Source organism: Oceanibium sediminis (assembly GCF_003265325.1).
GTDB classification, from domain to species: domain Bacteria; phylum Pseudomonadota; class Alphaproteobacteria; order Rhodobacterales; family Rhodobacteraceae; genus Halovulum; species Halovulum sediminis.
The window spans coordinates 1-25224 of sequence record NZ_QGNX01000019.1 but is presented as its reverse complement, the minus strand read 5'-3'; the positions used below and the strand labels follow the sequence as shown (position 1 = coordinate 25224).

Here is a 25224-nt window from a genome sequence, read left to right as displayed (position 1 = left end):
AGGCGAATGCTGCTTCCGTTTCGACATCTCTGATCTCCTTCTCGTCGAAGATCAGCAGACAGCAAATCATAGCTTACGTCAGCGTCCGATTTTCGGGGGGCAGCTCACGTCGTCGAAACGGCAGGTGTGAATTCTCTGCCCGGTTGTTGAGCCAACGATCGGTTTCCTGCTTTTGGGAATTGCCGATGACCTTCTTGACGGCACCGTAGTATCGCAGCTTATCAGTCACAATGACATGCGGGCAGCCGTATCGCTTCATCGATTTTCTAAGATATTTTAATGCGGCTTTGCGACCTCGTATTTTCGTGACGAAGCTCTCCATAACCTCGCCTTCATGGTCAACGGCCCGCCAAAGGTAGTGTCGCTCGCCAATGACCTTCACGAACACCTCGTCCAAATGCCATTGCCAGTTCGAGTACGCACGCATCTGGCTCACCCGGTTTCGCCGGATCTCGGCAGCAACATCGGACCAAATCTGTTCCACCAGAAGCGGACGGTTTCGTGGCTGAAGTCGATGCCGCGCTCGTGTAGCAGGTCTTCGACACTGCGAAGGGAAAGCGGAAACCGAACGTACAGCATGACCGCCAGGCGAATGATCTCAGGGCTGGTCTTGAAGTAGCGAAATGGGGAGCGTTTTGTCATGCCGCGAAGCTATGAAAGCGCCCTGCCCGCCTCAAGCCGGTTTGTTCTGACAAGGCCCCAAGACGGTTTCTTCCGACTAGGCCGTCGGAAAGATTGCGTTCGTCACCTCCCCTGAGCGCCCCTACGGAGCCAGTCATGCACGAAGACAAGCTTTCGATGAGCCGCATCCGAAAGCACGAACGGGTAGATGTCGGGCAATCCCATGGAACGATTGACGTGATTGATCCCCATGATGACCGAGACTGCTACGCTGATCAGGCGCTCGGCATTCGGTTCCGAATAGGGATCCCAGTCTGGGCGCGGCAATCCCGATGAGGAAAATCCTGCAGAGACTACACTGTCGGCTATGTCGGTCAGGTGCAGGAGATGGGCGGCAGTCTCGGCCCAATCCTCGTGGGGATGCGAAGATGCATAGGTGGTCAGATGGTTCTGCTTCCAATCGATCGGAGGTCCAGCACTATAATGGCGCTGGAGCGCGGCGACATAGTCTGCTCGTTCGTCCCCAAATACGGACCGGAATGCATCCAGAAAATCGGCGCGCAGGCTGAGCCTCCACCACAGCATATGCGAAATCTCGTGGCGCATATGACCAATCATTGTTCGATAAGGCTCTTCCAGGGCCTCGCGGCGGGTCGTGCGCAGGACCTCGTCGGCCTCCGCCACGCTTATGGTCACCACGCCATCCGCATGCCCCATGGCGACCGGGGTCGGGCCCTCCCCTAACATGTGAAACACCGGACGCACGCCCGGATCTTCGGGTCTGAACCAGTGCCACCGCCCGAGGTTGTCGAGAACCCAACGTTTCGCGGCCTCGGTCAATGCCCAGTTGTGTATCGCATTGTGGGTCGACATATCCGGGGCCAGCGCCGTCATGGCGCAGGATCGGCAAAACGCGCCCTGTTCCGACGCAATCCAGTTGCAACCAATGACATCGCGGTTCACGCAGAACGGCGGCATCGGAACGAACGCGCGCGCCTGCGGGTCATATGCAACCGGCGTCCCGTCCGCTGTGGAGAGGTTATCGAACCAAAGAGAGCCGGCCCCGACCGGATTGGAAAAAACGTGCATGCAAGACAAGCTCCCAAAGTGTTTTGATCAGGCTCAGTCTAACCTCGCCTGAACATTGCGTTGCCGACTTGTTATCTGGTCTTGATCCAACGTTTGCCCGTGCTTCAAATTCGGCCACAAACAGTTAGTAAATGCCAAAAACCGCCACTGGAAGCATTCAGGCCTCCAACGGCGGTCTTTTTCAGCTCGGCGTGAGGAAGCGATTTCAGGCTCAGTTCTCACCGGTATCCGGAAGGTAAGCGCCATCTTCGTCGTGAACTTCTCGGCCAGTGACCGGAGGATTGAAAGAACAGATCAGGCGCATGTCTTCTGTGCCACCCCGCAGTGTGTGCTGATCGTGCTTGTCCAGCGCATACAGGGTACCATCGCTGATTTCATGGGTTTCACCGGTGGACTTGTCCAGAATGCTGCCATTTCCGGCCACGCAATACACGGCCTCGAGATGGTGCTTGTACCAGAGATTGAGCTCTGCACCCGCCGGGATGATGGTTTCATGGACAGAAAACCCCATGCCGTCTTTCTTCAGCAACATCCGGCGACTGGTCCAGCCCGGGCCGGTCACTTCGCGTTCGGTGCCGATGATGTCTTTAACTCGTACGATTTTCATACTGTCTCCTGTTTGGTGACTTGAACCCTAGCAAAACATCCCTGTCCGGCAGTTTCAACCTCCACTGGCCAAATGGCCCGGTTGCGGCTTCGATGTTATCGTGACGTCCAGAGGAAGTTTTGGACGTTGTTCCGCTTGGTTGCCCGCGAAGCAGATCTCCATCTGTCGCACCCTTGAGCAGTTGATCGCGCCACCTCCCGATCTGATCAGGATGGACGTCGAAATCCGGCGCAAGCTCGACCAGGGTCTTCTCGTCCCTGATCGCGGCCACAACCTTTTTCGCTTTGAATTTGGGGCCGTGATTCAGACGCGGGCAACTTGCCATGGTCTTCCCGCTATTCATTGCATCATGCTGCTGTGGCACGATAAATCGACTTCTCTCGGCTGTTCAAATTCACCCCGGCCGTCCCTAGGCATTGGTAAATCCTAAATAAAACCGGGCCGGAAACTTGGCATTCGGGTGTTGGGTTGTTAGGTCACCTTCAATACACGCATCTTTCAAACTGGCGTTGCGACCGCTGCAGTCAGTTTTTTTTGCGCGCCAGATAAGGAGAACTTCGTATGTCAAAAGAGTCACAGGCTCCGCTAACCACAGATGTTTCAGGCTGGATCGATCCGACGCTGGATTCCGTTCGCGGAACGGAGACCCCCAAGGATCCGAACAAGGGCTACATCGCCTTTCTGGGGTGGAGCGTAAACGCCATCAAGGCCGCCCAGAAGTTTGATCGTCGTTACGTCGTGGTCGCCCCGGAATGGGCAGCAGACTTTTGTGAAGCGAACAATATTCCGTTCATTCCGTGGGATTTTTCGCGCCTGAATGATCGATCCATGGAAATTGCCCAGCGGCTCAAGGACCAGGGAGTTGATGTCGCTGTCCCTCTGTTCGAAGAAACAGTCGAATGGGCGGGTGCGATCAATTCGGTGCTCATGGACAAGCCGCGCATGTACGGGCAATCCATCCTGTTCCGGGACAAGGCATTGATGAAGCGCCGCGCCCAGCTGGGCGGTATTCGCGTGGGGATATTCGAGGAAGCGCACGAGAAAGAAGACGTCATCCGCTTCATGAAGCGCGTCAATCAGACGCTGCTCAAGCTCGACGGCGACCCCGATGACCCAATTCACGTCAAGGCCTTTGACAAGGCTGGCTGCCTCGGACACCGCATGATCCGCGACATCGAAGATATCGACAAGATACCGGAGGAAGAGTATCCGCTGCTTATGGAAAGTCACCTCGATGGTTGGGAGTTTGCGGTCGAGGCCTGGATACATGACGGCGAGATCAAGTTTCTGAACATCTCCGAGTACGTGACGCTGGGCTATTCCGTCTTCGTGCCCGCCACCAGAGAACTGGAAAGCTGGCGCGATGCGATCACCAAGCAGATCGAGAAACTGATCAAGACCTTCGATATCAAGTTCGGCCAGATCCACCCAGAGTACTTTGTCACCTCCGATGGTGAAATGTACTTCGGTGAGGTCGCCTATCGCCCACCCGGGTTCAAGGCGTTCGAGTTGATCGAGCGCGCCTACGGGTTCAGCCCCTACCAGGCATCGATCCTGGTGTTCGATCCAAAGAGCACCAAGGAAGAGGTGGATAACTTCTTCCCGCGCGAGGTAGAGGATGCCAAGTGTTACGCGGGGTGCTTTGGTGTCTACCCGCGCCGTCGCGTGGTGAGCAAACTGGAAATGCCGACAGAAACCACTGGACATCCGTATTTCGAGTCTCACGAGTTGGTCGAACCGACCGAGGAAACGGTGCCGGATCGGTCGGCTTTCGGCACGCATTGGGGTCTGGTGTTCTTCGCTGGAGACGACCCCATCGAGATGCGCGATCTGCTCAAGGCGCAGGAAGAACTGGACTTCTACGTCTGATGCCCCCTCCGACTGCGGCAACCGATGAGTGCCAGAACGATATGGACAGCCGCGCAAAGGCCGCGTGGCTGTCCGACACTCTGGACACCGCGATAGAACGGCTCAGAAAAGCGCACCCTTCTGCCAAGTTGCTTGAGCAGAGCGTTGTGCTGGACGTCGTCGGGCAGCTTTTGCCCACCGACGGCGGCCTAGACGTGATCCGGGAACGCGCGATACAGATGGACCGCGCGGGTCTGTTCGCAGGATCGGACTGGGACCATCCTGAGGCTTTGCTGCCGCAGATTTCCGGCAACACGCTCATGGCCCAAGACCCGGCACTCGTTGCCATTGAAGCTGTCAGCTTGGGTAGGTTCCTTGCAATTGCGACAGGCCAGGCACGACACGAGAACCTACACCAGGAGACAGCTCGACATTTCCTGACGCAGGTGCTCGCGTTGAATCTGCGGGATATCTTCGGGCAATCCAACGAGGCAACACGCGCGCTTGGCGACCGGCAAGTGACCAAGCAGCGGCTGTTGCGTTATTTTTCCGATCACATTGGGCTGACGGATGTGCTGGGCGCGCTGGTAACCGAAGTCTGGCGTCTGCTTGAACAGCGCTCGGTCCAGGTTGGCGTGGCCAAGGACATGATTGTCCAGATTGCGATTGCCCTGCACCAGAACGGCACAGAACCGGGCAGTGAGCGGCTGGGTGCGGAACGTCTGGTCAGCGCCCTCTTTGGCCCGACAGTCGCGTCGCTCGATGATCCGGGGATCGAGGCTTATCTCGACCGGATTGACCATTTCGACGAGGCCAACCTTTCGCGCGAAGCGATGGGCTTTGCCCGCGCCATGCACGACACTGGCCTTGTATCCGACTATCATGTCGCTTTTCTGCTTCATGTGCTGGACTACCGCGACCACTCACTGGTGCCGGAGGCGTTGGGTCTTGGCTCCACCGGTCTGGATTGCTGGCGCCAGTACCGCCGCCTGATCAATGATCTGATCCGTGCGAGCGTAACGCTCTCAACGCCGCAGGCGGTTTATGGTCTGGCAATGCTGTTGGAAAGGGGAGTGCTGCATCATGCGCCGATGGTCCCAGCCCTGGATCGTCAGCTGCGACAAAAAGTGCTGGGATCCGCCCGTGCCCGCATCACACTTTGCTTCGGCGACGTCGTTCAGCCCGAAACTCACCTGCTTGCCGGCGTTCTTCAAATCATTGGTCAGCCACTCGGGGTCGGTCAAGGCGCCAATCCGACCTGCCAATCGGCACGCGCAATCGCGATGTGGTCACAGATCGAACCTGACTATCTGCTGCACATCATTTCGCAAGCCTGCGAATTCGATGCGATGCTGATGCAGTTCGAAGGCACAAAAATCAACTCTGCCAACCTGCCCGCAGGTCCAGTCGGCGTCGGCCCGATAGATGCCGATCCGGTATCAGTGCTGCTGGTGCCGCATCTTGACAGGATTTATGCCGAAATGGGGAGGCTCTGCATCGGCCGTGAAGGCGATCCTCATCGCTGGATCAATCCGGAGTTTCACGGTTGGTGGGTATCGCGCGACTGCGCGGTCGCTGTCGATGTGGCGACGGGCAAACTCTCGGATTACGAGAACTTCCTGCGCCGCTTTTTTGCGACCTACCATCCGCATCACAATGGCAACCGTCCGGTTAGCCATCCGCAACCTGCCGGCATTGCAGTAACAGATCCCAACCAGCAATTTGTTGGCTGGCATGCCATCTCGATCCTGCGTGTCGCCGAAGACCAAACCGGAATGATGCGTGTGTATTTTTATAATCCCAACAACGACAGCGGTCAGGACTGGGGGGGCGGCGTGGTAGTTTCAACCAGTGGACATGGTGAACGCTATGGAGAAGGCTCGCTTGAATTTGGGCATTTCCTATCTCGCATCTATCTTTTTCACGACGAACCATTGCGGCGCCAAGAGCCCAAAAAAGATGTTTCAGAAGCTGCTGTAGCGTCAGTTCGAACACAAGCAATAGCAAGCTGGGCGTCGGACAGACAATAGTGCCGCGCAGTTGGCGGTAATTTGAGGGCGGCGCAATCTCGGTGTGGTGGTGTCAGACGAATGCGAACCAGTCTCTCATAGGACAGTAACGCTGTCCCTTTCACTGCACGGAGACCACGCCACTCTGCAAGAGCTGCGGTACGGTTTCGCTTGAAGTGATCTCGGCTTGAGAGGGTGTGATCCTGGTTGAAGTGGTTGAAGACCGAGGAGTGAACGGCGACGAATTTCTTCAAACTTCGCATGTGCCGAAACCGTTGCATGGCGCGTTCTCATAGTCGGAATGGCAGGTGCGAGTTTTCACCCCCCGTTGTTCAGCAAGCGCCTACAGGCTTGCAAATCACCACATCCAAGTTGACAAAGAGCTGCCCGATAAGATGGAAACTTGTCTGTGACTAGGACTTCCGGCTGACCGAACCTGCGCATCAATTTCCTCAGCACTTTCAATGCGGCTCGCTTGTTGCGACATTTGGTGACGACACTATCAAGCACCTCGCCTTCGTGATCTACGGCCCGCCAGAAATAGTGCCGTTCACCGTTGATCTTCACGAACACCTCGTCGACGTGCCATTGCCATTTCGAATAGGCGCGTAACTGCTAGATACGCCGACGACGGATCTCAGGTGCAAACATCGACCAAACCGGTTCCACCAAAACCGCATGGTCTCATGGCTGATGTCGATACCGCGCTCGTGCAGCAGATCTTCGACGTTTCGAAGCGACAGTGGGAACCGAACATACAGCATCACCGCCAAGCGGATGATTTCCGGGCTCGACTTGAAGTACTTGAATGGATCGCGTTTGGTCATGGCGGAGGCTACGCAACCGCCCTCCCCGCCTCAAGCCAACTTAATCTGACACCTGCTCCGCTCGATAGCGATGGAAACAGGGCGCGGAGTTTTTGGGGGGACTGCGAGTCAGGTCATTGGAAAGACCGGGAAATTTTCGATCGAACCGAAATCGGAGCGGTTCGCCCGACCAGAGACGAGACGCCATTCAGAGACGGAAATCGCTGCACCCCGCGTCTCAGCGGTTCGCACCGAACCGGCAAACCCCTTTGAAAACAGTAGAAATTCTGCCTCTGTCGGGCAGCCTGAATGGGTTCGAAAGGGTGATGGTTGCGGAGGGGACGTGACCGGGATCGGTCCTTCTCCACCCTAAGCCTTTGTTTTTATTTATTGCGACGTTGCCGCTCACGCCTCCTGGATTCGTTGTGACGCGCGCGCGGACGTTGCCTCCGACTTCAGCAAGCCCCGACGCTGTGACGTCCAAGATCGGCCCTACAGCCCTAAGAGCCTAGCTGGTTCCGATCGATCTGCGTGAAACATGATTGCTATTGACCACCCTATCGCATATCGACGATGAACGAAATAAGAGTAATCACATGCGTAATCCCGACATCGACCTTGCCGAACTGGCCAAAGCGCTCGCGCATCCAGCGCGGCTGCGTATCCTACGGCTGCTGCTTGCCACGCCAGGCTGCATCGGTGGAGATATCGTGGACGCCATCGGCCTCGCGCAGTCCACGGTTTCCGAGCATCTGCGCATCCTGAAGGCCGCGGGCGTAATCACCGGCGAGATCTCCGGCCCGCGCACCTGCTACGCGCTGAACCCCACCGCGCTCGAGCCGTTGGGGGAGTTCATCGGCGCGCTCACCCCGCCCTCGGCGCGCACCTGCTGCGTGCCGGACCAGAAGGAAATTCCATGAGCCTGTTCGAACGTTGGCTGACCCTCTGGGTCGCCCTTTGCATCCTGGCCGGACTCCTGCTCGGCAACCTCGCGCCGGGGCTTTTCGGCTCGCTGGCGGCGCTTGAGTATGCCTCGGTCAATCTCGTCGTCGCCGTCCTGATTTGGGCGATGGTATACCCGATGATGATCGCGGTGGATTTCGGCTCGCTCAAGGCGGTTGGCCTGCGCCCGAAGGGCCTGGTCATCACGCTGGCCGTGAACTGGCTGATCAAGCCCTTCACGATGGCGGCGCTCGCGGTGCTGTTCTTCGAGCACGTCTTCGCCGGGTTGATCGACCCCGAGCGCGCGCCGGAATACATCGCCGGGCTGATCCTGCTCGGGGCGGCGCCCTGCACGGCGATGGTCTTCGTCTGGTCGCAACTGACGAAAGGCGATCCGAACTACACGCTTGTGCAGGTCTCGGTGAACGACCTGATCATGGTGGTGGCGTTCGCCCCGATCGTGGCTTTCCTCCTGGGGGTGACCGACATCACCGTCCCGTGGGAAACGCTGATTCTGTCGGTCGTTCTCTACATCGTCATTCCGCTGATCACAGGAGCCCTCACGCGCCGGGCGCTGATCGCGAAAGGTGGCGCGCAAGCGGTGGCGGCGTTCACGGCGGGTGTCAAGCCGGCCTCGGTGGTTGGTCTGCTGGCAACCGTGGTGCTCCTCTTCGGCTTCCAGGGGCCGGTGATCCTGGCAAAACCACTGCTGATCGCGCTGATTGCGGTTCCGATCATCATCCAGTCCTACGGAATCTTCGCGCTAGGGTATGGATGGGCGTGGGCCTGGAGCGTGCCGCACCGGGTCGCCGCGCCCTGCGCGCTTATCGGCACGTCGAACTTCTTCGAACTTGCGGTTGCCGTTGCGATCGGGCTCTTCGGGTTGAACTCCGGCGCAGCGCTGGCGACGGTGGTGGGCGTGCTGGTCGAGGTGCCGGTGATGCTGAGCCTCGTCGCCATTGCGAACCGGACGCGCGCGAGGTTCCCCGCATGAGCGCCTACGCGGTTGTCATCCATCACAACCCCGACTACGGCACATCTCGCAACGTGCCCGGGATAATTCAGGCAGCCGGGTACGAGCCGACCGTCCCCGAATACCTTGTCTGACGTCAGCGCCTACCGGACCGATTTAGGGATTTGAGCAACGGAGGATTTCTGGTTCATCGAAGCCAATTATGGAGCGAAGATGAACAAGAAATCCGGAACATCGAAGGATGCCGCTGACAAGCTGGTCAGAGGTATCAAGCGCAAGACGCGCAAGCATTACTCGGCTGAGGAAAAGATCAGGATCGTCCTGGCTGGCCTGCGCGGCGAGGAGAGTATTTCGGCGTTGTGTCGCCGCGAGGGCATCGCTGAGAGCCTGTATTACCCCTGGTCGAAGGAATTCCTGGAAGCCGGGAAAGCCCGGTTGTCGGGGGATACGGCCAGGCAAGCGACGGCACCCGAGGTCAAGGACCTGCGGTCGGAATCCGCGGCGCTGAAGGAGGTCGTCGCCGAGCTGACACTTGAGAACCGGCTGCTCAAAAAAAGTATGATCGGGGATGGGGAGGACGGAGAATGAGATACCCTGCTTCTGAGAAGCTTGAAATCATCCGCACGGTCGAGGCGTCACATCTGCCGACGCGGCAAACCCTCAAGATGCTCGGCATCCCCAGCAGCACATACTACGACTGGTACGCTCGTTGGTATGACGGCGGTCTCGATGCCTTGGCAGATCGGTCCCCACGGCCAGCGTCTGTCTGGAACCGCATCCCCGACAAGGTTCGCGACAATCTTGTCGATTTTGCGCTGGAGCATGAAGACCTGACGCCTCGGGAACTGGCGGTCAAATACACTGATGAGAAGCGGTACTTCGTCTCGGAATCCTCCGTGTATCGCATTCTCAGTGCCAAGGATCTGATCACCGCCCCGGCCCATGTGGTGATCCGCGCGGCCGACGAGTTCCGGGACAAGACGATCCGACCGAACGAGCTTTGGCAGACCGACTTTACCTATCTGAAGGTGATCGGCTGGGGCTGGTTCTATCTCAACACAATCCTCGACGACTACAGCCGCTACATCATCGCCTGGAAGCTCTGCACCACGATGAAGGCCTCGGACGTCACCGACACGCTGGAACTGGCGGAGGCCTCAGGCTGCGATCAGGCCACGGTCGTGAACAAGCCAAGGCTGCTCAGCGATAACGGCTCGTCTTACGTCGCCGCCGATCTGGCCGATTATCTTGAAGACAAAGGGATGGACCATGTTCGTGGCGCACCGCATCACCCACAGACCCAAGGCAAGATCGAGCGCTGGCATCAAACCATGAAGAACCGCGTCCTTCTGGAAAACTACTTCCTGCCCGGCGACCTGGAACGCCAGATCGGCGCCTTTGTCGACCACTACAACAACCATCGCTACCACGAGAGCCTGGCCAACCTGACACCCGCCGATGTCTATCACGGTCGCGCCGCGAAAATCCTGAAGATGAGAGAGGAGATCAAGAAGCAGACAATCCGGCAACGCCGCTTGCAGCACCAGGCCGCGGCAGCCTAAACTCGAACAGAAAACGAACCAGAGCCTCCGTTACAAAACGGCCCATGCTCTCCGGAAAACTCTGACGACGGACAGGCAGCGAATTTCTGTAAACTCCGCATGCGGCGGAAGCGCTGCATGCCGCGCTCACGTCGTCGAAACGGCAGGTGTGAATTCTCTGCCCGGTTGTTGAGCCAACGATCGGTTTCCTGCTTTTGGGAATTGCCGATGACCTTCTTGACGGCACCGTAGTATCGCAGCTTATCAGTCACAATGACATGCGGGCAGCCGTATCGCTTCATCGATTTTCTAAGATATTTTAATGCGGCTTTGCGACCTCGTATTTTCGTGACGAAGCTCTCCATAACCTCGCCTTCATGGTCAACGGCCCGCCAAAGGTAGTGTCGCTCGCCAATGACCTTCACGAACACCTCGTCCAAATGCCATTGCCAGTTCGAGTACGCACGCATCTGGCTCACCCGGTTTCGCCGGATCTCGGCAGCAACATCGGACCAAATCTGTTCCACCAGAAGCGGACGGTTTCGTGGCTGAAGTCGATGCCGCGCTCGTGTAGCAGGTCTTCGACACTGCGAAGGGAAAGCGGAAACCGAACGTACAGCATGACCGCCAGGCGAATGATCTCAGGGCTGGTCTTGAAGTAGCGAAATGGGGAGCGTTTTGTCATGCCACGAAGCTATGAGAGCGCCTTGCCCGCCTCAAGAATGTTTCCTCTGACAGGACCGCGCGGCCGGCTGGTCCTGCGGGTCGATGTTGATGGCGACGGCACCGCGGATGCAGCCATCCGCATGCTCGGATTGAGCTAGATCGGCGCGGAGGACTTCGTGTTCTGAATGGGGGGAAGGCGCGAGCGGGGGGGGGGAGGGCCGGTTTCGAAGGAGCGGAACAGACTGGGTCTTGTCACTGTCAAAGCTGCGAAACAATCCTGACTGCCACAGACCGGTATTTCGTGACAGCTCCGTTGTGCACTTCTTTTTCGTCCAAAAGATGAAAATGCATCATGGACATACTGCCCGAGGTCTGTCATTCAAACCAAGCTAACTTCCCTTTGTCGATCCCCTGCTTTCCCTACCGGACTTCAGCGAACTCGATCTTGGCCGGCGACGCCACGCTGTTGCATTCCCGCGAACAGGTTGAAAACTAAAGGAGATCTCACGATGGCCAATGGCACCGTGAAATGGTTTAACGCGACTAAAGGCTTCGGCTTCATTGCACCCGAAACGGGCGGCAAGGACGTATTTCTGCACATTTCCGCAGTCGAGCGTGCAGGCCTGACCTCGGTCAGCGACGACCAGAAAGTGACTTACGATATCGAAGCCGGCCGTGACGGTCGCGAGTCGGCAGCGAACCTTCAGCTCGCCTGAACGGTCGATCTAGAATTGGATCAGGGCGCCTTCGGGCGCCCTTTTTGTTATATCTCAACAGCATCCCCTTGAGCGTTCTCATTTTGGCGCCGATCAACGCTAAGGGCCTGAAAATATTTCTACCAATTCCATCACCTACAACGATGAACCTTCCAGGGTTGATACCAACATATTTAGGTATGCGAAACCGATGCCACCAGAAGCGGATTGCCTCGTGGCTCACATCGACGCGGCGTTCATTCAGCAGATCTTCGACATTCCGGAGCGACAGCGGGAAACGGACCTGGAGCATTACCACCAAGCGTATGATCTCGGGACTAGCCTTGAAGTACTTGAACGGACTGGATTTTGGCATAGCCTGACGCCATCCAACGCCCTTACTCGCCAAAAGCAAAGCCCTCTGACAAGACCCCGCCAGGCGAATAATCTGAGGGCTGCCGTGAAAGTACTTGCATGGGGCGCGGCTTGTCATGAGCGGACGCCAAGAAACCGCCCTGCCCGCCTCAAGCAGATTTGTTCCGAGAGTGCCTACCGGACTGACCATGTGCGGAACCGACCTACGCCAGGATCATGGCGGCTGCCTTTTCCGCGATCATGACCACGGGGGAGGCCGTGTTGCCGGAAACGATCCTGGGCATGATCGAGGCGTCGATGACGCGCAGACCGTCCAGTCCGCGCACGCGCAGCGTGGGGTCGACAACCGCACCAGGATCGTTCCCCATCCGACAAGTGCCAACGGGATGGAAAATCGTCGTGGCGATGTCACCCACCACGCGAAGCAGGTCTTCCTCGTCGGTGCAGGCGTTCCCGGGCAGGAGTTCCTCGGGATGGTAGGGTGCCAGGGCGCGCGCCGACATGATCTTTCGTGCCTGGCGGATGGACTGAACGGCGATACGGCGGTCGCTCTCGGCGGACAGGTAGTTCAGCCGGATGTCGGGCTGCATCTCGGTGTCTGGACCGACGATATGGGTGGCGCCAACACTGTCGGGCCGCAAGTTGCAGACCGACACGGTGATCGCCGGAAAGGGATGCAGCGGATCGCCCAGCCGGTCCGTTGAAAGCGGCTGCACGTGGTATTCGAGGTCCGGGGTGGCCTTGGAAGGATCGGACCGCGTGAACATGCCAAACTGGCTGGGCGCCATCGACATCGGGCCTGACCGGGCCAGCCCGTATTGCAGCGCGATCCGGGCCTTGCCGGTGAGGGTGCTTGCCATCGTGTTCAGGGTTTGCGCGTTTCGAACCTTGAACACCGTTCGGATTTGCAGGTGATCCTGGAGGTTTTCGCCGACACCCAGCATCTCGTGCAGCACGCCGATTCCGTTGGCCGACAGCACATCGGGCCGCCCGATCCCCGACAACTCCAGCAGCCTGGGAGAGTTGATCGCCCCCGCCGCCAGCAGCACCTCGGCGCGTGCGCGCGCCTCGAAGACCTGCCCCTTGCGGCGGAACCGGACGCCCCGCACCCGGCGACCATCGAGGATCAGGCGGTCGCTGTGCGCGCCGGTCAGCACCCGCAGGTTCGGTCGTCTCATGGCCGGGCGCAGGAAACCCTTCGCCGTGTTCCAGCGCACGCCGTTCTTCTGGTTGACCTCGAAGAACCCGGACCCCTCGTTGTCGCCGTCATTGAAATCGGCGCGCGGCATGATGCCGAATTCCTTGGCGCCCTCCTGCACCGCTTCGAGAATGTCCCAGCTCAACCGCTGTTTCGAGACCTTCCAGGGTCCGCCGCCCCGGTGCAGGGCGCTATCGCCGCCGTGGTGATCCTCGGATTTCAGGAAATAGGGCAGGACATCGTCCCAGCCCCAGCCGGTATTGCCCAGCTGACGCCAGTGATCGTAGTCGGCGGCCTGCCCGCGCATGTAGATCATGCCGTTGACCGACGAACACCCGCCCAGCACCTTGCCACGCGGGTAGACAAGGCTTCGGCCGTTCAGCCCCGGCTCTGGCGCGGTCTTCATCATCCAGTCGGTGCGCGGATTTCCGATGCAATAGAGATAGCCGACCGGGATATGCACCCAGTGGTAATTGTCGGTGCCGCCCGCTTCGAGCAGCAGGACGCGCGTCTTCGGATCGGCGCTCAGACGATTGGCCAGCACGCATCCGGCGGTGCCGCCGCCGACGATGATGTAGTCGTATTCCCCGTCAGGACGGGCCGGGTCGGTCATGGTCGTTCCCTTTCGCGGTCAGTGTCCGGCACTGGCCCTTGCCGAATGTTGCGTCTGCCAGAAGGATCGCATTGCGTCGGCAAGCGCCAGGTAGGTCTGGTATCGCCCGGCGTAATGCGCGCGCATCCCGGCGCGCGGCTCGTAAGTCCGGCGGATGCGCGCCATCCGCGCCAAGCCTTCTTCGTAGCTGTCCACCCTGCCGGTCGCCAAGGCCGCACCGATGGCCGCGCCAAGCGCGCCGGTCTCGCGCGCTTCGGCGACCGCGATCGGCACACCGAGCACGTCCGCGAAGATCTGCGGCCAATGCGGGCTGCGCGACCCGCCGCCCGACAGGACCGCCCTGTCGAAGCCGACCCCGGCCCCACGCAGGACCTCGACGTGGCGCAGATGCTCGAAGGTGACACCCTCGAAAAGCGCCCGCAGAAGATGGCCTTCGCCGTGCCAGCCCGCCAGCCCGAAGTAACCGGCCCGGTAGTCCGCCCCCTGCCCCGAGCCATAGAGGAAGGGGTGAAAGAACGGATCGTCGCGCGCGGGCGTCACCGCGCCCAGCCGATCGTTGCAGAACCCGAACGGATTATCGTGGTGTCCGCCGCGTTCCACCAGTTCGCGCACGTACCATTCCAGGTTGGCGGCCGAGGTTGCGCTGGACTCGATGTTGACGAAGCGGCCGGGCCCGAAGCCCGAGACCATGAAGACCCCGTCATCCACCACCGGCGTATCCGAGAAGACCTGGTTGATGCTCCAGGTCCCTGCGATGATCGAGGCTTCGCCCGCCGCCACCACGCCCGAGCCCATCGCGCTGGACACCACGTCGAAATAGCCGCCGATGACCGGCGTTCCCGCGGCCAGCCCGGTGGCGGCAGCGGCCTCGGGCGTGATCCGCCCGGCAATCTCGGCCGGATCGATCAGCCGCGGCAGGAGCGGTCGCGCATCCTCCAGCCCGTAGAGCGCCAGAAGGGCGTCGTCATAGGTGCAGTCCGGCATCCGGGTTAGCCCGCAGCCCGACATGTCGGAAAGCTCGCTGACCCGCTCTCCGGTCAGCTTGAAGGTCAGGACGTCCTTGCACAGCAGCAGGGTCCTGGCGCGGTCATAGATCTCGGGGCGGTGCCGCTTGATCCAGGCCAGCAGAACCGGCGTCTGCGACGGCCAGGGCTTCTGAAGGCAGAGCGCATGCAGCGCATCGCCCGACGCGGCGGCCAGTTCCTCGGCCAGATCCGCGGCCCGGCTGTCGAGCGACTGGATGCCCACCAGCGGCGCACCCTCGGCATCCAGAAGGTACAGCCCGTTGCCATGGCCCGCGCAACCTACAGCGACGATCTGGCCCGGATCGATCCCGGCTCGCGCGATGCAGGTTGAGATCGCGGTGCCGGCATTGCGCCACAGCTCGTTCAGGTCGCGTTCCACATGCCCCGGCGCGGGGGTGGCGGATTGCCCGTCAAGCGCGTGCATCGCCACCTGGCGGCCATCAAGGTCGAAAAGCACCGCCTTGATGACCGTATTGCCCGCGTCCAGGCCCAGCAGGTATTCGCCCGCCTCAGCCGTCATTGTAGATATCCCAGGCTTCCTCGCCGCTGGCGCCCTGGTGAATCAGCGCCATCAGCGCGGCGACCACCGCCTTGGGGTTGTCGTGCTGATAGATGTTGCGGCCATAGACCATGCCCTTGGCCCCCTGCGCCATCAGCGCCGCGGATTTCGACAGCACCGCCTTGAGATCGGCCTTGCCGCCGCCGCGCACCAGCACCGGCACGCGGGCCGCTTCGACCACGCGGTGGAAGTCCTCCGCGTCGTCGGTCGGGTCGGCCTTGATGATGTCGGCCCCCATTTCCGAGGCCAGCCGCGTCAGCGTCACGATCTTCTCGGCGTCGCCGTCGACCTGGTAGCCGCCGCGCACGTCGTTGGGCAGCATGACCAGCGGCTCGATCATCAGCGGCATCCCGTACTTGCTGCATGCTGCACGCACGCGCGAGATGTTCTCGACGCATTGACGGAACAGTTCCGGCTCGTCTGGCAGCATGAACAGGTTCACGACGACGCAGGCCGCATCCATTTCCAGCGCGCCGATAATCGGCTCATCGGCGTTCTGCAGCATCGACCACATCACCCGGTGACGCTGATCGTTGTAGGGGTTGCCCATGTCGATCCGCATCACCAGCGCGGGCTTGTCCTTTTCGGGGCGCGATTGCAGCAGGTCCGCCTGCCCATAGGCGCACTGGATGGCGTCCGGTCGCGCCGCGATCAGCGCGTCCATCACCTTGGGCATGTCCTCCAACCCGTTGAGGAAACTGGGTTCGTTGCAGACACCGTGATCAATGGCCACATCGAGGCAGCCGCCATTGGTAAACATCCGGTTCATTCGGGCTTTGGGGCTCAGGCGCATTTTTCTCTCCGTTTGTGATTGCGTTGTTCCAGGACTTCCGGCGTGACGCCGTGATAGTCGGACAGGGTTTCGGTAAGCGCGGCGGTTTGCCGGGCGATCTGTTCCGCCGTCAGGCCGCGGGCTTTCGCCAGCCTTTCGGCAATTCGCATGATGATGTCGGCACTGATCCTGCCGGTGATCGCCAGCGAGGTGCGGCGCAGGACGATGTCGGACACCGTTTCCACGAATTCGTTGGCGATCAGCCAGTCGACCTCGGCGGTGCTGTGCGGCAAGCCGGGGGCCAGCGGCGCATCGTCCCCTTGCCCGGCACAGAACGCCATCACGTCGAAGGCCTGGTAGCCGTAGTGGTCGGCAAGGTGGGCCGCGCGCGGCGCGTCTATGCCGAAACGCTCCGCCAGGCGGTTCGCGACGTCGGCCGCGGAGGCTGGGAACTCCGCCCCGCCGCCGATCTTGCGCCCGGCGGTGTCGCACAGCCGGGCGTGGCCAAGCTCGGCCAGCACCGCGTCGGCGGTCTGTTCCGCAAAGGCGCGGAAGGTCGTCCACTTGCCGCCTACCATGCAGAATTGCGGCGACGTCCCCGGCAGCCGCCGGACCAGATGCCCCCGCGAGATCCGCCCGGTGAAATCGTGATCGCTTTTGGGCAGCGGGCGGATGCCGCTGTAGCTGAACACCACCTCGTCGGGGCTGACGGGAATCGCGGGAAAGACCAGCCGCAGCGAGGCCAGGATATAGTCGAGCTCGTCCGCTTCGCAGCGCACCTTCCTGGCTTCGGCGACCCGGATGTCGGTGGAGCCTGCCAGCACGTGCCCCAGGTACGGGAAAACGATGCAGATACGCCCGTCGGCGTTCTCAAAATAGACCAGGTGACCGTCCAGCGCGGCATGGAGCGCCGCGTTGTCGATGATCAGGTGCGACCCCTTGGTCCCCGAGACCATCCGTTCGCCCGCGGGCTTGCCGAGGCTTTCGGCGGTCGAGTCGAGCCAGGCGCCGGTGGCGTTGACGATGGCGCGGGCCTGCACCGGGCGGCGGGCACCGGTTCGGGTGCATCTGACTTCATAGCCGGTGCCAGCGCTGGCGATCTCGGCATAGTTCAGCGCCACCGCCTGCGAATGATCGCGCGCCACATCCCTCAGCATCTCGATGCAGAGCCGTTCGGGATGACTGATCCAGGCGTCGTAATAAACCGCCGAGAAGCGCGCCTCGGGTGTCAGGTCTGGCCAGCGCCGGCGGGTGTCGCGCCCCGAGTTGAACCTGTGGCGCGGCATGACGCGACGTTTGCGCGTCACCCAGTCGTAAAGCGAAAGCCCAAGCTTGATCGGCAGGGCCCCGCGGTTCGCGGGTTTGCCCGACCGGCCCAGAAAGCTCGCCGCGCCATTCATCAACCCGGAAAAGACCGAGGAGATGGGGATCAGCGTCGGCATCGGGCGCACCATGTGCGGAGCGTTGGCCAGGAGCAGATCTCGCTCGCGCAGCGACTCCCGCACCAGGTCGAACTCTCCGTTCTCCAGGTAGCGCAAGCCGCCGTGGATCATCCGCGACGGCGCCGCGCTGCACCCGGATGCGAAATCCTCGCGCTCGACCAGAAGCACACGAAGCCCCTGCATCGCCAGGTCGCGGTAAACGCCGATGCCGTTGACGCCACCGCCGACGACCACCACGTCGAACGCGCTGTCGCTTTCCAGCCTGGACCATTGCTCGGACCGTGTTGCGGACATGGCTTCCCCCTTCGCCGGCGGCAGGGCCGGCGTTGACGCGTTTCGCATGTGGCTGAGGTCAGCCGTCTAGGTCGGTCAGGTGGGTTTCCACCGCGCCGCTGATGCAGGTCAGTTCATCCTGCGACAGGCGGATGCGGCCGGCCGCGGCGTTTTCCGCTGCCTGCCTTTCGTCACGCGCGCCGCAAAGCGAAAAGTTGATACCCGGCTGGTGCAGCGTCCAGGCGATGACGATCTGGGCCAGCGTGGCGCCATGCGTTTCGGCCACGGCGTCAATATCGGCCATCAGCCGCGCCACCTTTTCGCGGTTCCCCTGCGAGAAGCGCGGATTGTCCTTGCGCTGGTCGTCGCCCTCGAAGACGCGGTCCGGCCCCATCTTGCCGCTGAGCAGCCCGAGCGCGAGCGAGGAATAGCTGAGCACCGATACCCCGTTTTCGCGGCACAGGGCCAGGTGGCTCTGCTCGATGTCGCGCTTGACCATCGAGTACTCCTCCTGCACCGCATCCAGCTGACCCGCGGCGACATAGGCGCGGATGTCCTCGGGCGAGGTGTTGCTGGCCCCGATAGAGCGGATCTTGCCAGCCGCCTTGAGGCTCTCCAGCGCCTCCATCGTCTCGTCGATCGGCGTCGTCGGATCCTGCCAATGCGTGATGTAGTGGTCGATGACATCCGTGCCGAGGCGCTTCAGGCTTTGCTCCACTTCGTAGATGATCGCGTCCTTTCCAAGGTAGCGATGCACCGGCGTATCGCCGTTGTCGAAGAAATGGTTGCCCTTCTTGGTGTGCCATACGAGGCCGCATTTGGTGGCCAGAACGACCTTGTCGCGCCGTCCCTTGAGCGCCTTGCCGACGATTTCCTCGGCGACGCCCGAGCCATACATCGGCGCCGTGTCGATCAGCGTGATGCCCGCATCGACCGAAGCCTGCACGGCGCGGATCGAACTGGCCTCATCGGTGCCGCCCCACATCCAGCCGCCGATGGCCCAGGTGCCCAGCCCGACGGCGGACGCCCGGATGCCGGATTTGCCGATGTCGCGGGTGATCTGGTCTGTATTGGTATCAAGCAATTTTCTGAACCTCCTGGTCAAGGATCGCGGCGGCGGTTGCTTCGTCCGTCACGAGGGAATTGAGATAGCCGCCATTCAGCGCCGCGGTGACCGGCTCGACCTTGTCGGGCCCGGTGGCGATGCCGATGCGGACGGGAATCCTGGCAAGTTCGTCGGGCGGCAAGGCCACCAGGCGCGAGTTCAGCGCATTGTCCGACAGCTTGCCGTTCCCGTCGATCAGGTGGCCCAGCAACTCGCCGCGCACGCCCTGATCGTAAAGCCGCGCCCGCTCCTCCGGGCTTACCGGATGGGCGTCGTAATAGGTCGAGTCCGCGCCGATCACGGCACCCAGCCCGAACACCGCCACATCGGCCACGCGCACGATCTCCATCACGTTGCGCACCGATTTCATCGCCATGATCAGCGCACGCTCTTCTGGCGTTTCGGCGTGCAGCGGCGCGTGGATCAGCGTGGCATGGCCCGACAGGCGGTTGGCAAGCTCGGTGGCGATGTGGTTGACGTCGGTATAGTGGTGGCCCTGCACGCAGCCGGTCATCGGCACCACCTCCACATCGAAGTCATGATCGCCGGTGAGGTTCTGGATCATCGCGCTGAGCGTCTTGCCGCCGGATATGGCGATCGTGTCGCTGTCGCGCAGCGTGTCGGTCAGCAGCCGCGCCACCGCCGCGCCCACCTGGTCGAGCGTCATGCCCGGGTTACCATCGACGGTCGGAACCACGATGGCCTTCTTCAGGCTCCATTTCTCGCACAGGGCGCGTTCCAGTTCGATCTGGTGCAGGAACGGGCTTTCGATGGTGATCTTGACCATGCCCAGCGCACGGCCGCGCTTGATCAGCCGGTTCACCTTGGCCGAGGACAGGCCCAGCTGGTTGGCGATCTCGGATTGGGGAAGATCGTCCTTGTAGTGCAGCGTCAAGACCTGCGCGATCAGCCGGTACAGCTCTGGATCGGCGTTGGGAACGTTCATGCCATGCCCTCCTTGCGGCTGATCAGGTGGTTGGATGCCGCCGCCGCCAGCAGCGCGGCGCCGATCACCAGCGTCTGGTAATAGGCTGGCACCAGGGTCAGCATTCCCACAGTCAACGCCATGATGATCAGCGCCCCCACGAACGAGCGCAGCACGCGCCCCTCCCCGCCGCTGAAGGCGGTGCCGCCGATCAGCACAACAAGGATCGCGCTCAGCTCCATCCCGTCACCGGAGAGCGGATCGCCAAGCGACATGAAGCTCGACCGCGCGATACCGGCAAGGGCTGCCGCCGCGCCGACCAGCATGTAAAGTCCAAAGACCACGCGGTTCGTGTTGATCCCCGATAGCCTGGCGGCCACCGGGTTGCCGCCGGTCGCCGCGGCATACTTGCCCAGAAGCGTCCTGTTCTGCGCGAAGATCAGCGCCAGCGTCACGCCGACCGCCACCCAGAAAGCCATCGGCAGGCCGAGCAGCACCGCGTCGCGGCCGTAGTCGTTGAACCAGCCGGGCATCCGCAGCTCGCCTATCGACTTGATCGCGGAGACGCCGTCCTGCACCAGCAGCAGCGCAATGCCCTTGAACAAGCTCAGCGTGATCAGCGTGGCGATCACCGGCGTGATCTTCAGCCGCACGACGAGGAAACCGTTCACCGCGCCCAGGCCCATGCCGGCGATCACCGTCAGGACAAAGCACGCCAGGAACGGCACGCCGTTGATCGCGAGAAGCGCGTAGATCACCGCGCTGAGGCTCATGGTGCTGCCGACCGACAGGTCGATGTAGCCCGACACCATCAGCAGCGTGAAGGCTCCGGCCAGCATCAGCAGCGGCGCCGAGACGCGCAGGATATTGATGATGTTGCGCTTATTGAGGAAGTTGCCCCGCTCGAACAGCGCGAACTGATCGAGATTGGCCACGCTCAGCACTGCGACCACGGCCACCAGCACGAAGTAGATGTAGTAGTTGCGCAGGAAGTCGGAAACCCTTGCACCAAGGTGGCGCGACGACCGGGTATGGTTGGAAAGATCTGTCATCTGCTTCACTTGTTCCTGCGGGCCAGGGCCCAAGATTGTGCGACGATGGCAAGAAAGACCGCAAGCGCCTTGAGAATGAACTGCCAGTCCGGCGACAGCACCAGCCCGGTCGCAGCGGAGGTGACGATTGCCAGGATGATGGCCCCGAAGAACATGCCGATCACCGAGCCGAACCCGCCGGCGATGGCAACCCCGCCCAGAAGGGCGATCACCAGCGCGTCGAACTCCATCAGCAGGCCGCGGTTGGAAAAGCCCGACTTGAATTCCGAGGCGAGCAGGATACCCACGATCCCGGCGACCCCAGCGCTGAGCAGGTATAGCAGGGTCACGTGCCGTGCCCGGTCGATCCCTGACAGCCGCGCGGCCACCGGGTTGGCTCCGGTCCAGAAGGTCAGGCGACCGAAGACCGTGCGCCGCTCGATGAAGATCGCAACCAGGAGCAGGACCGCCATGACCACCACCGGGAACTTGACCGAGTTGCCGATCACCGAAAGATTGCCGAGGAACCCGAAATCCGCCGGCAGGTTGGTATTGCGCTGAGAGCCCTGGGTGATGACCTGGGCGATCCCCCGCGCCAGCATCATCGTGCCCAGCGTGACAATGATGGAGGGGATGCGCAGGCGCACCACGAAGAGCGCGTTCAGCGCCCCGATCGCCAGGGCGCCCACCAGCGCGCAGCCCATCGCCAGCCAGGTCGGCATTCCCCACCCGGTCGAGAGCGCATTGCCGCCCTCGGCCGATTGCGCGAACCAGACCGCCAGAACGCCGGACAGCGCCACGATACCGCCGACCGACAGGTCGAAATTGCCCGACACCAGCAGGAAAGTGACGCCGATGCCCAGGGAAATCACCGGCCAGTTGTTGGTGACAAGGTTGAGCACGTTGAGCGGCTGGTAGAAATTCGGCACCAGCAGCGCGGCAAGCACGAAGAGCACCACGGCGGCGCAGGCCACCATGGAGGTGATCAGCGCCTCGTCGCTCAGCGGCCTGCGCGCCCGGGGCTGCCCCTGCCCGTCGGCGCGTGTCGCGATCTTAGTCATTGTCATTGCACCGCTCCTTCATGCCCGCCGGTCACGACATTGAGAATATGCGCCACGTCGACCTCTGCCCCGTTGACGATTTCGTCCTGCACGGCGCCGTCGAACAGCAGGAAAACCCGGTCGCAGATCCCCAGCACCTCTTCGAGTTCCGAAGAGAAGACCGCCACCGCATTGCCCGCGTCGGCAAGGTTGCGGATGATGTCATAGATCTCGGATTTGGCGCCGACATCGACCCCGCGCGTCGGCTCGTCCAGCAGCAGAAGCTCGGCATCCGCGAAAAGGCACTTGGCAAAGACCACCTTCTGCTGATTGCCGCCCGACAGTTTCTCCACGTGCTTGTCGATGGAATGCGTCGCGATCCTGAGCCGGGCGACGTAATCCTCGGCCGCGGCGCGTTCGACGTGGGGCTGAAACACGCCGCCTTTCGACAGCTTGCCCAGGTTCATCACCGAGACGTTTTCGCGGATCGTCAGCGCGGTGAACAGCCCCTGGGTGCGCCGCTCTTCGGGCACCAGGGCGATCCCCGCCGCAATTGCCTCCTTCGGCGACCCTCCGATCTCTCGCCCCTTGAAGCGGACCCGGCCACTGGCCTTGTCGGCCCCGAAGATCGCGCGCGCGATCTCGGTCTTTCCGGCGCCCACAAGGCCGTAGAACCCGACAATCTCGCCTTTCTTCACGTCAAAGGACACGTTCTTGAGCAACCTGTTGCTCAGCCCCTCGGCGACGAGGATCGTCTCCTGCCCGATGGTGTCCCGGGGATGGTAATCGTGCAGCACCGAGCGCCCGATCATCAGCTCGATCAGATGCGCGCGCCCGTCGATCTCGGACAGGGGGCAGGTCCTGATATGCCTGCCGTCGCGCAGGACGGTGACATGATCGCCAAGCGCGAAGATTTCCTCGAGCTTGTGCGAGATGTAGATCACCGTCACACCCCCGTCGCGCAACCGCCGGATGACGCCGAACAGGCGCTCCACCTCGCGTTCGGACAGCGCCGCGGTGGGTTCGTCCATGATGATGACATCGGCCCCGGACGAAGCGGCCCGGGCTATTTCCACGATCTGCTTCTGCGCCACGCTGAGCGAGGAAACCCGCGCCGCGGGGTCGATGGCAGGCTCGATCACCGAAAGGGTCTGCATCGCCCGCGCCTCGACCTCGGAATTCATCAGGATACCGAAGCGGCTGCGCTCCATGCCCAGGGTAAGGTTTTCCAGGACGGTCAGCTCGTCGACGACGTTCAGCTCCTGGAACAGCGTGGCGATGCCGTTGTCGCGCGCCTCCTGCGTGCTTTTCGGGCAATGGCTGCGGCCCGCGACCGACATCTCGCCCCGGGTCGGCTGCAAGGCGCCGGTGATCATCTTGACCAGGGTGGATTTTCCAGCGCCGTTTTCGCCCATCAGGCAATGCACGGCACCCTTTGCGATCGCGAAGCTCACGTCATCCACGGCCCGGACACCGGGATAGTCCTTGGTCAGCCCGGTGACTGACAGGGCGGATGGGTGTGGTTGAACGGACAAGTGTCGTCTCCATGGTCGAGCAGTGCAAGAAGCCGGGGACGTCATCCCCGATGATGCGGCGGCGGCCGCCCGGGGGATATGTCGCGCCCCCGAACGGCCGTCCCCGGTCGCCTAGTCGCCGAACTGCGTGTCCAGCCAGGTCTGCGCGTCTTCCTGGGGCATCGACCAGTAGGAGATCGTGTACGCCTTGTAGAAGAACTCCTCGGCCGGGTCGGATGTCGGCGCGACGTCACCGTTCAGGACATCCATCACCAGGTCGACACGCCCGCGCGCGGTTTCCACCGGCGGCAGGCCCATCGAGACCTTCAGGCTGGAACTCGGATCATAGACCTGGCCGAACTCGACGCTATCGAAATCGACGCTGGCCACGATCTCGGTCAGGGGCTTGCCATCCTCGAACTTGCCGCGCCCCAGCTGCGCCAGGCCCGCCATGGTCCCGACCGTCAGGTTCGACGCCTCGGAATAGATCAGGTTGACCTCGGGGCGCTGGGTCAGCAGGTCGACGATGATCTGCTTCGCCGCCTCCTGGCCCTGGCTGGCGTCGAGCGCACCCAGGTTGGTGGCTTCCGGCGCGACGGACAGCACGCCCTCGACAAAGGGCTCGGTCCGGCCCGAGTTCACTTCGGTGTGGTTCGGCCAGCCGAGCTGCACCATGACGACGGGCTTGTCGGGATGCGCCTCTTTCCAGGCCTTGGCCATCTGCGCGCCCATGTCGAAGGACACCTCGGCCTCGTTGCTGCGCGCGGTGGGAATGCCCGTGTCGCCGATGGGGCTGAAGAACGAGGTCATGACGACGTCCTCTGCCAGCGCGTCCTCGATCCCCGGCGTCGCCGCTTCCGCATCCCAGATGTGAAGCGTCGCCCCGTCGAACCCGCCGGCCAGCACCTGGTCGACATTCTGGGTCATCACGGCGCTGTCGGCCTGTCCGTCGAACACCACCACCTCGGCGCCATATTTCTCCTTGCCGTAGCGCTGCGCCTCGACAGCCTGCGACTGGTGGAAGACGTTGGACAGGTCCGAAACGAAGAAGGCAATCCGCTTCCCGTCCTGGGCCATTCCCGCCGTCGCGGTCAGCGACGCCGCCAAAAATGTTGTTGCCAGAAATTGTCTTTTAGTAAGCATGTTTTTCTCCCTTGTTGGATCTTTAGGGCCATGCAGCCCGCACCTCCCAACCGCAAAGATTATCAGGCGATGACGATTCTTGCAGTTAATGAAATTTCTGTCATTTCATCGATAGATCTGTCAAGTGTCGATTGTCATAGGGGCGCTAGCAAGCATCGGCCGGGGTTCTGTCAGACCGACGCGAACCGGTCTCTGATATGCAAGGGCGCGCTCAACAGGCCACACCAAATTGCCGCCATTCGGCGAGAGCGACGCTGCGGTTTGTCTTGAAAATGTCCCGGCTGGAGAGGCTGCTTACCTAGTGAGCTACTCCCCATCCGTTGGACAGGATCTGGCGTAAATTAAGCTACTCGTTGCACCTGCTGATCGGGTTGGTTGATATCATTTCTCTGCCAATAGACCACGGCTGGCG

18 protein-coding genes and 4 pseudogenes are annotated in these 25224 nt (G+C 61.5%); 6 read left to right on the top strand and 16 right to left on the bottom strand.

Annotation, left to right across the window (positions count from 1 at the left end; genetic code table 11):
• Positions 1-103: 103 nt before the first annotated feature.
• From DJ029_RS20420 to DJ029_RS20410, 3 genes and pseudogenes are all read right to left on the bottom strand, one after another.
• A pseudogene (locus DJ029_RS20420) lies at positions 104-642 on the bottom strand (IS6 family transposase); the annotation flags it as partial.
• A 102-nt stretch (positions 643-744) separates the two neighbouring features.
• Positions 745-1710 (bottom strand): zinc-binding metallopeptidase family protein, encoded by a 966-nt coding sequence (locus tag DJ029_RS20415; protein ID WP_112324328.1) that lies wholly within the window; start codon positions 1708-1710, stop codon positions 745-747.
• Positions 1711-1921: 211 nt separating this feature from the next.
• Positions 1922-2317, bottom strand: a complete 396-nt coding sequence (locus DJ029_RS20410) for an ectoine synthase (protein WP_112324327.1) — start codon at positions 2315-2317, stop codon at positions 1922-1924.
• A 561-nt stretch (positions 2318-2878) separates the two neighbouring features.
• Here DJ029_RS20410 and DJ029_RS20405 point away from each other — a divergent pair.
• Positions 2879-4186, top strand: coding sequence for a carboxylate--amine ligase (locus DJ029_RS20405; RefSeq protein WP_112324326.1), 1308 nt, complete (start codon positions 2879-2881; stop codon positions 4184-4186).
• A 41-nt stretch (positions 4187-4227) separates the two neighbouring features.
• Positions 4228-6195 carry a hypothetical protein gene (locus DJ029_RS20400; protein WP_112324331.1) on the top strand — a complete coding sequence of 656 codons (1968 nt, stop codon included), beginning with the start codon at positions 4228-4230 and terminating at the stop codon, positions 6193-6195.
• Positions 6196-6311: 116 nt separating this feature from the next.
• Here the strand turns inward: DJ029_RS20400 and DJ029_RS22620 are convergent.
• Positions 6312-7001 (bottom strand): annotated as a pseudogene (locus DJ029_RS22620) (IS6 family transposase); the annotation flags it as partial.
• Positions 7002-7576: 575 nt separating this feature from the next.
• Here DJ029_RS22620 and DJ029_RS20390 point away from each other — a divergent pair.
• The 3 genes from DJ029_RS20390 (at position 7577) to DJ029_RS20375 (ending at position 10457) form a co-directional block, all read left to right on the top strand.
• Complete coding sequence (locus DJ029_RS20390) at positions 7577-7900, top strand: ArsR/SmtB family transcription factor (RefSeq protein WP_112324325.1); 324 nt, start codon at positions 7577-7579, stop codon at positions 7898-7900.
• Positions 7897-8916, top strand: a complete 1020-nt coding sequence (gene arsB, locus DJ029_RS20385; protein WP_112324324.1) for an ACR3 family arsenite efflux transporter — start codon at positions 7897-7899, stop codon at positions 8914-8916. Before DJ029_RS20390 ends, arsB begins: the two co-directional genes overlap by 4 nt.
• Positions 8917-9108: 192 nt before the next feature.
• Positions 9109-10457 (top strand): IS3 family transposase gene (locus DJ029_RS20375; RefSeq protein WP_370445258.1). Its coding sequence is split into 2 segments (ribosomal slippage): positions 9109-9444 and positions 9447-10457, totalling 1347 coding nucleotides; the frame shifts between segments, so codons are not numbered across the junction.
• A gap of 62 nt (positions 10458-10519) precedes the next feature.
• Here the strand turns inward: DJ029_RS20375 and DJ029_RS20370 are convergent.
• Positions 10520-11121, bottom strand: a pseudogene (locus tag DJ029_RS20370) (IS6 family transposase); the annotation flags it as partial.
• Positions 11122-11611: 490 nt separating this feature from the next.
• On the opposite strand from DJ029_RS20370, the gene DJ029_RS20365 reads away from it, so the two are divergent.
• Entirely contained in the window at positions 11612-11818 is a 207-nt protein-coding gene (locus DJ029_RS20365; protein ID WP_112324322.1) for a cold-shock protein, read from the top strand.
• A 184-nt stretch (positions 11819-12002) separates the two neighbouring features.
• On the opposite strand, the pseudogene DJ029_RS22245 reads toward DJ029_RS20365, so the two are convergent.
• From DJ029_RS22245 to DJ029_RS20310, 11 genes and pseudogenes are all read right to left on the bottom strand, one after another.
• Positions 12003-12173 (bottom strand): annotated as a pseudogene (locus tag DJ029_RS22245) (IS6 family transposase); the annotation flags it as partial.
• Between the two features lie 202 nt (positions 12174-12375).
• On the bottom strand, positions 12376-13983 hold the full coding sequence (locus DJ029_RS20355; protein WP_112324321.1) for a GMC family oxidoreductase: 1608 nt from the start codon (positions 13981-13983) through the stop codon (positions 12376-12378).
• An 18-nt stretch (positions 13984-14001) separates the two neighbouring features.
• The gene (locus DJ029_RS20350; RefSeq protein ID WP_112324320.1) at positions 14002-15528 is read right to left on the bottom strand and encodes an FGGY-family carbohydrate kinase; all 1527 of its coding nucleotides are present in this window, start codon (positions 15526-15528) and stop codon (positions 14002-14004) included.
• Entirely contained in the window at positions 15518-16360 is an 843-nt protein-coding gene (locus tag DJ029_RS20345) for a class I fructose-bisphosphate aldolase (RefSeq protein WP_112324319.1), read from the bottom strand. The genes DJ029_RS20350 and DJ029_RS20345 overlap by 11 nt, the downstream gene beginning before the upstream one ends.
• On the bottom strand, positions 16351-18075 hold the full coding sequence (locus DJ029_RS20340) for a glycerol-3-phosphate dehydrogenase/oxidase (protein WP_112324318.1): 1725 nt from the start codon (positions 18073-18075) through the stop codon (positions 16351-16353). The genes DJ029_RS20345 and DJ029_RS20340 overlap by 10 nt, the downstream gene beginning before the upstream one ends.
• A gap of 58 nt (positions 18076-18133) precedes the next feature.
• A complete protein-coding gene (locus DJ029_RS20335) occupies positions 18134-19138 on the bottom strand; it encodes an aldo/keto reductase (RefSeq protein ID WP_232823160.1) in 1005 nt (334 codons plus the stop codon).
• Entirely contained in the window at positions 19131-20105 is a 975-nt protein-coding gene (locus DJ029_RS20330; protein WP_112324317.1) for a sugar-binding transcriptional regulator, read from the bottom strand. Before DJ029_RS20330 ends, DJ029_RS20335 begins: the two co-directional genes overlap by 8 nt.
• Entirely contained in the window at positions 20102-21136 is a 1035-nt protein-coding gene (locus DJ029_RS20325) for an ABC transporter permease (protein ID WP_112324329.1), read from the bottom strand. Before DJ029_RS20325 ends, DJ029_RS20330 begins: the two co-directional genes overlap by 4 nt.
• Positions 21137-21141: 5 nt before the next feature.
• A complete protein-coding gene (locus DJ029_RS20320; protein WP_198671216.1) occupies positions 21142-22182 on the bottom strand; it encodes an ABC transporter permease in 1041 nt (346 codons plus the stop codon).
• The gene (locus DJ029_RS20315) at positions 22179-23690 is read right to left on the bottom strand and encodes a sugar ABC transporter ATP-binding protein (RefSeq protein WP_198671215.1); all 1512 of its coding nucleotides are present in this window, start codon (positions 23688-23690) and stop codon (positions 22179-22181) included. Before DJ029_RS20315 ends, DJ029_RS20320 begins: the two co-directional genes overlap by 4 nt.
• 111 nt (positions 23691-23801) lie before the next feature.
• Positions 23802-24746 (bottom strand): substrate-binding domain-containing protein, encoded by a 945-nt coding sequence (locus DJ029_RS20310; RefSeq protein WP_198671214.1) that lies wholly within the window; start codon positions 24744-24746, stop codon positions 23802-23804.
• Between the last annotated feature and the right edge of the window lie 478 nt (positions 24747-25224).

Bases quoted from the DNA above. Each gene is read 5' to 3' on its own strand.
- DJ029_RS20415 (WP_112324328.1), bottom strand. From the start codon at position 1,710: ATGCACGTTTTTTCCAATCCGGTCGGGGCCGGCTCTCTTTGGTTCGAT.
- DJ029_RS20410 (WP_112324327.1), bottom strand. From the start codon at position 2,317: ATGAAAATCGTACGAGTTAAAGACATCATCGGCACCGAACGCGAAGTG.
- DJ029_RS20405 (WP_112324326.1), top strand. From the start codon at position 2,879: ATGTCAAAAGAGTCACAGGCTCCGCTAACCACAGATGTTTCAGGCTGG.
- DJ029_RS20400 (WP_112324331.1), top strand. From the start codon at position 4,228: ATGGACAGCCGCGCAAAGGCCGCGTGGCTGTCCGACACTCTGGACACC.
- DJ029_RS20390 (WP_112324325.1), top strand. From the start codon at position 7,577: ATGCGTAATCCCGACATCGACCTTGCCGAACTGGCCAAAGCGCTCGCG.
- arsB (WP_112324324.1), top strand. From the start codon at position 7,897: ATGAGCCTGTTCGAACGTTGGCTGACCCTCTGGGTCGCCCTTTGCATC.
- DJ029_RS20365 (WP_112324322.1), top strand. From the start codon at position 11,612: ATGGCCAATGGCACCGTGAAATGGTTTAACGCGACTAAAGGCTTCGGC.
- DJ029_RS20355 (WP_112324321.1), bottom strand. From the start codon at position 13,983: ATGACCGACCCGGCCCGTCCTGACGGGGAATACGACTACATCATCGTC.
- DJ029_RS20350 (WP_112324320.1), bottom strand. From the start codon at position 15,528: ATGACGGCTGAGGCGGGCGAATACCTGCTGGGCCTGGACGCGGGCAAT.
- DJ029_RS20345 (WP_112324319.1), bottom strand. From the start codon at position 16,360: ATGCGCCTGAGCCCCAAAGCCCGAATGAACCGGATGTTTACCAATGGC.
- DJ029_RS20340 (WP_112324318.1), bottom strand. From the start codon at position 18,075: ATGTCCGCAACACGGTCCGAGCAATGGTCCAGGCTGGAAAGCGACAGC.
- DJ029_RS20330 (WP_112324317.1), bottom strand. From the start codon at position 20,105: ATGAACGTTCCCAACGCCGATCCAGAGCTGTACCGGCTGATCGCGCAG.
- DJ029_RS20325 (WP_112324329.1), bottom strand. From the start codon at position 21,136: ATGACAGATCTTTCCAACCATACCCGGTCGTCGCGCCACCTTGGTGCA.
- DJ029_RS20320 (WP_198671216.1), bottom strand. From the start codon at position 22,182: ATGACAATGACTAAGATCGCGACACGCGCCGACGGGCAGGGGCAGCCC.
- DJ029_RS20310 (WP_198671214.1), bottom strand. From the start codon at position 24,746: ATGGCCCAGGACGGGAAGCGGATTGCCTTCTTCGTTTCGGACCTGTCC.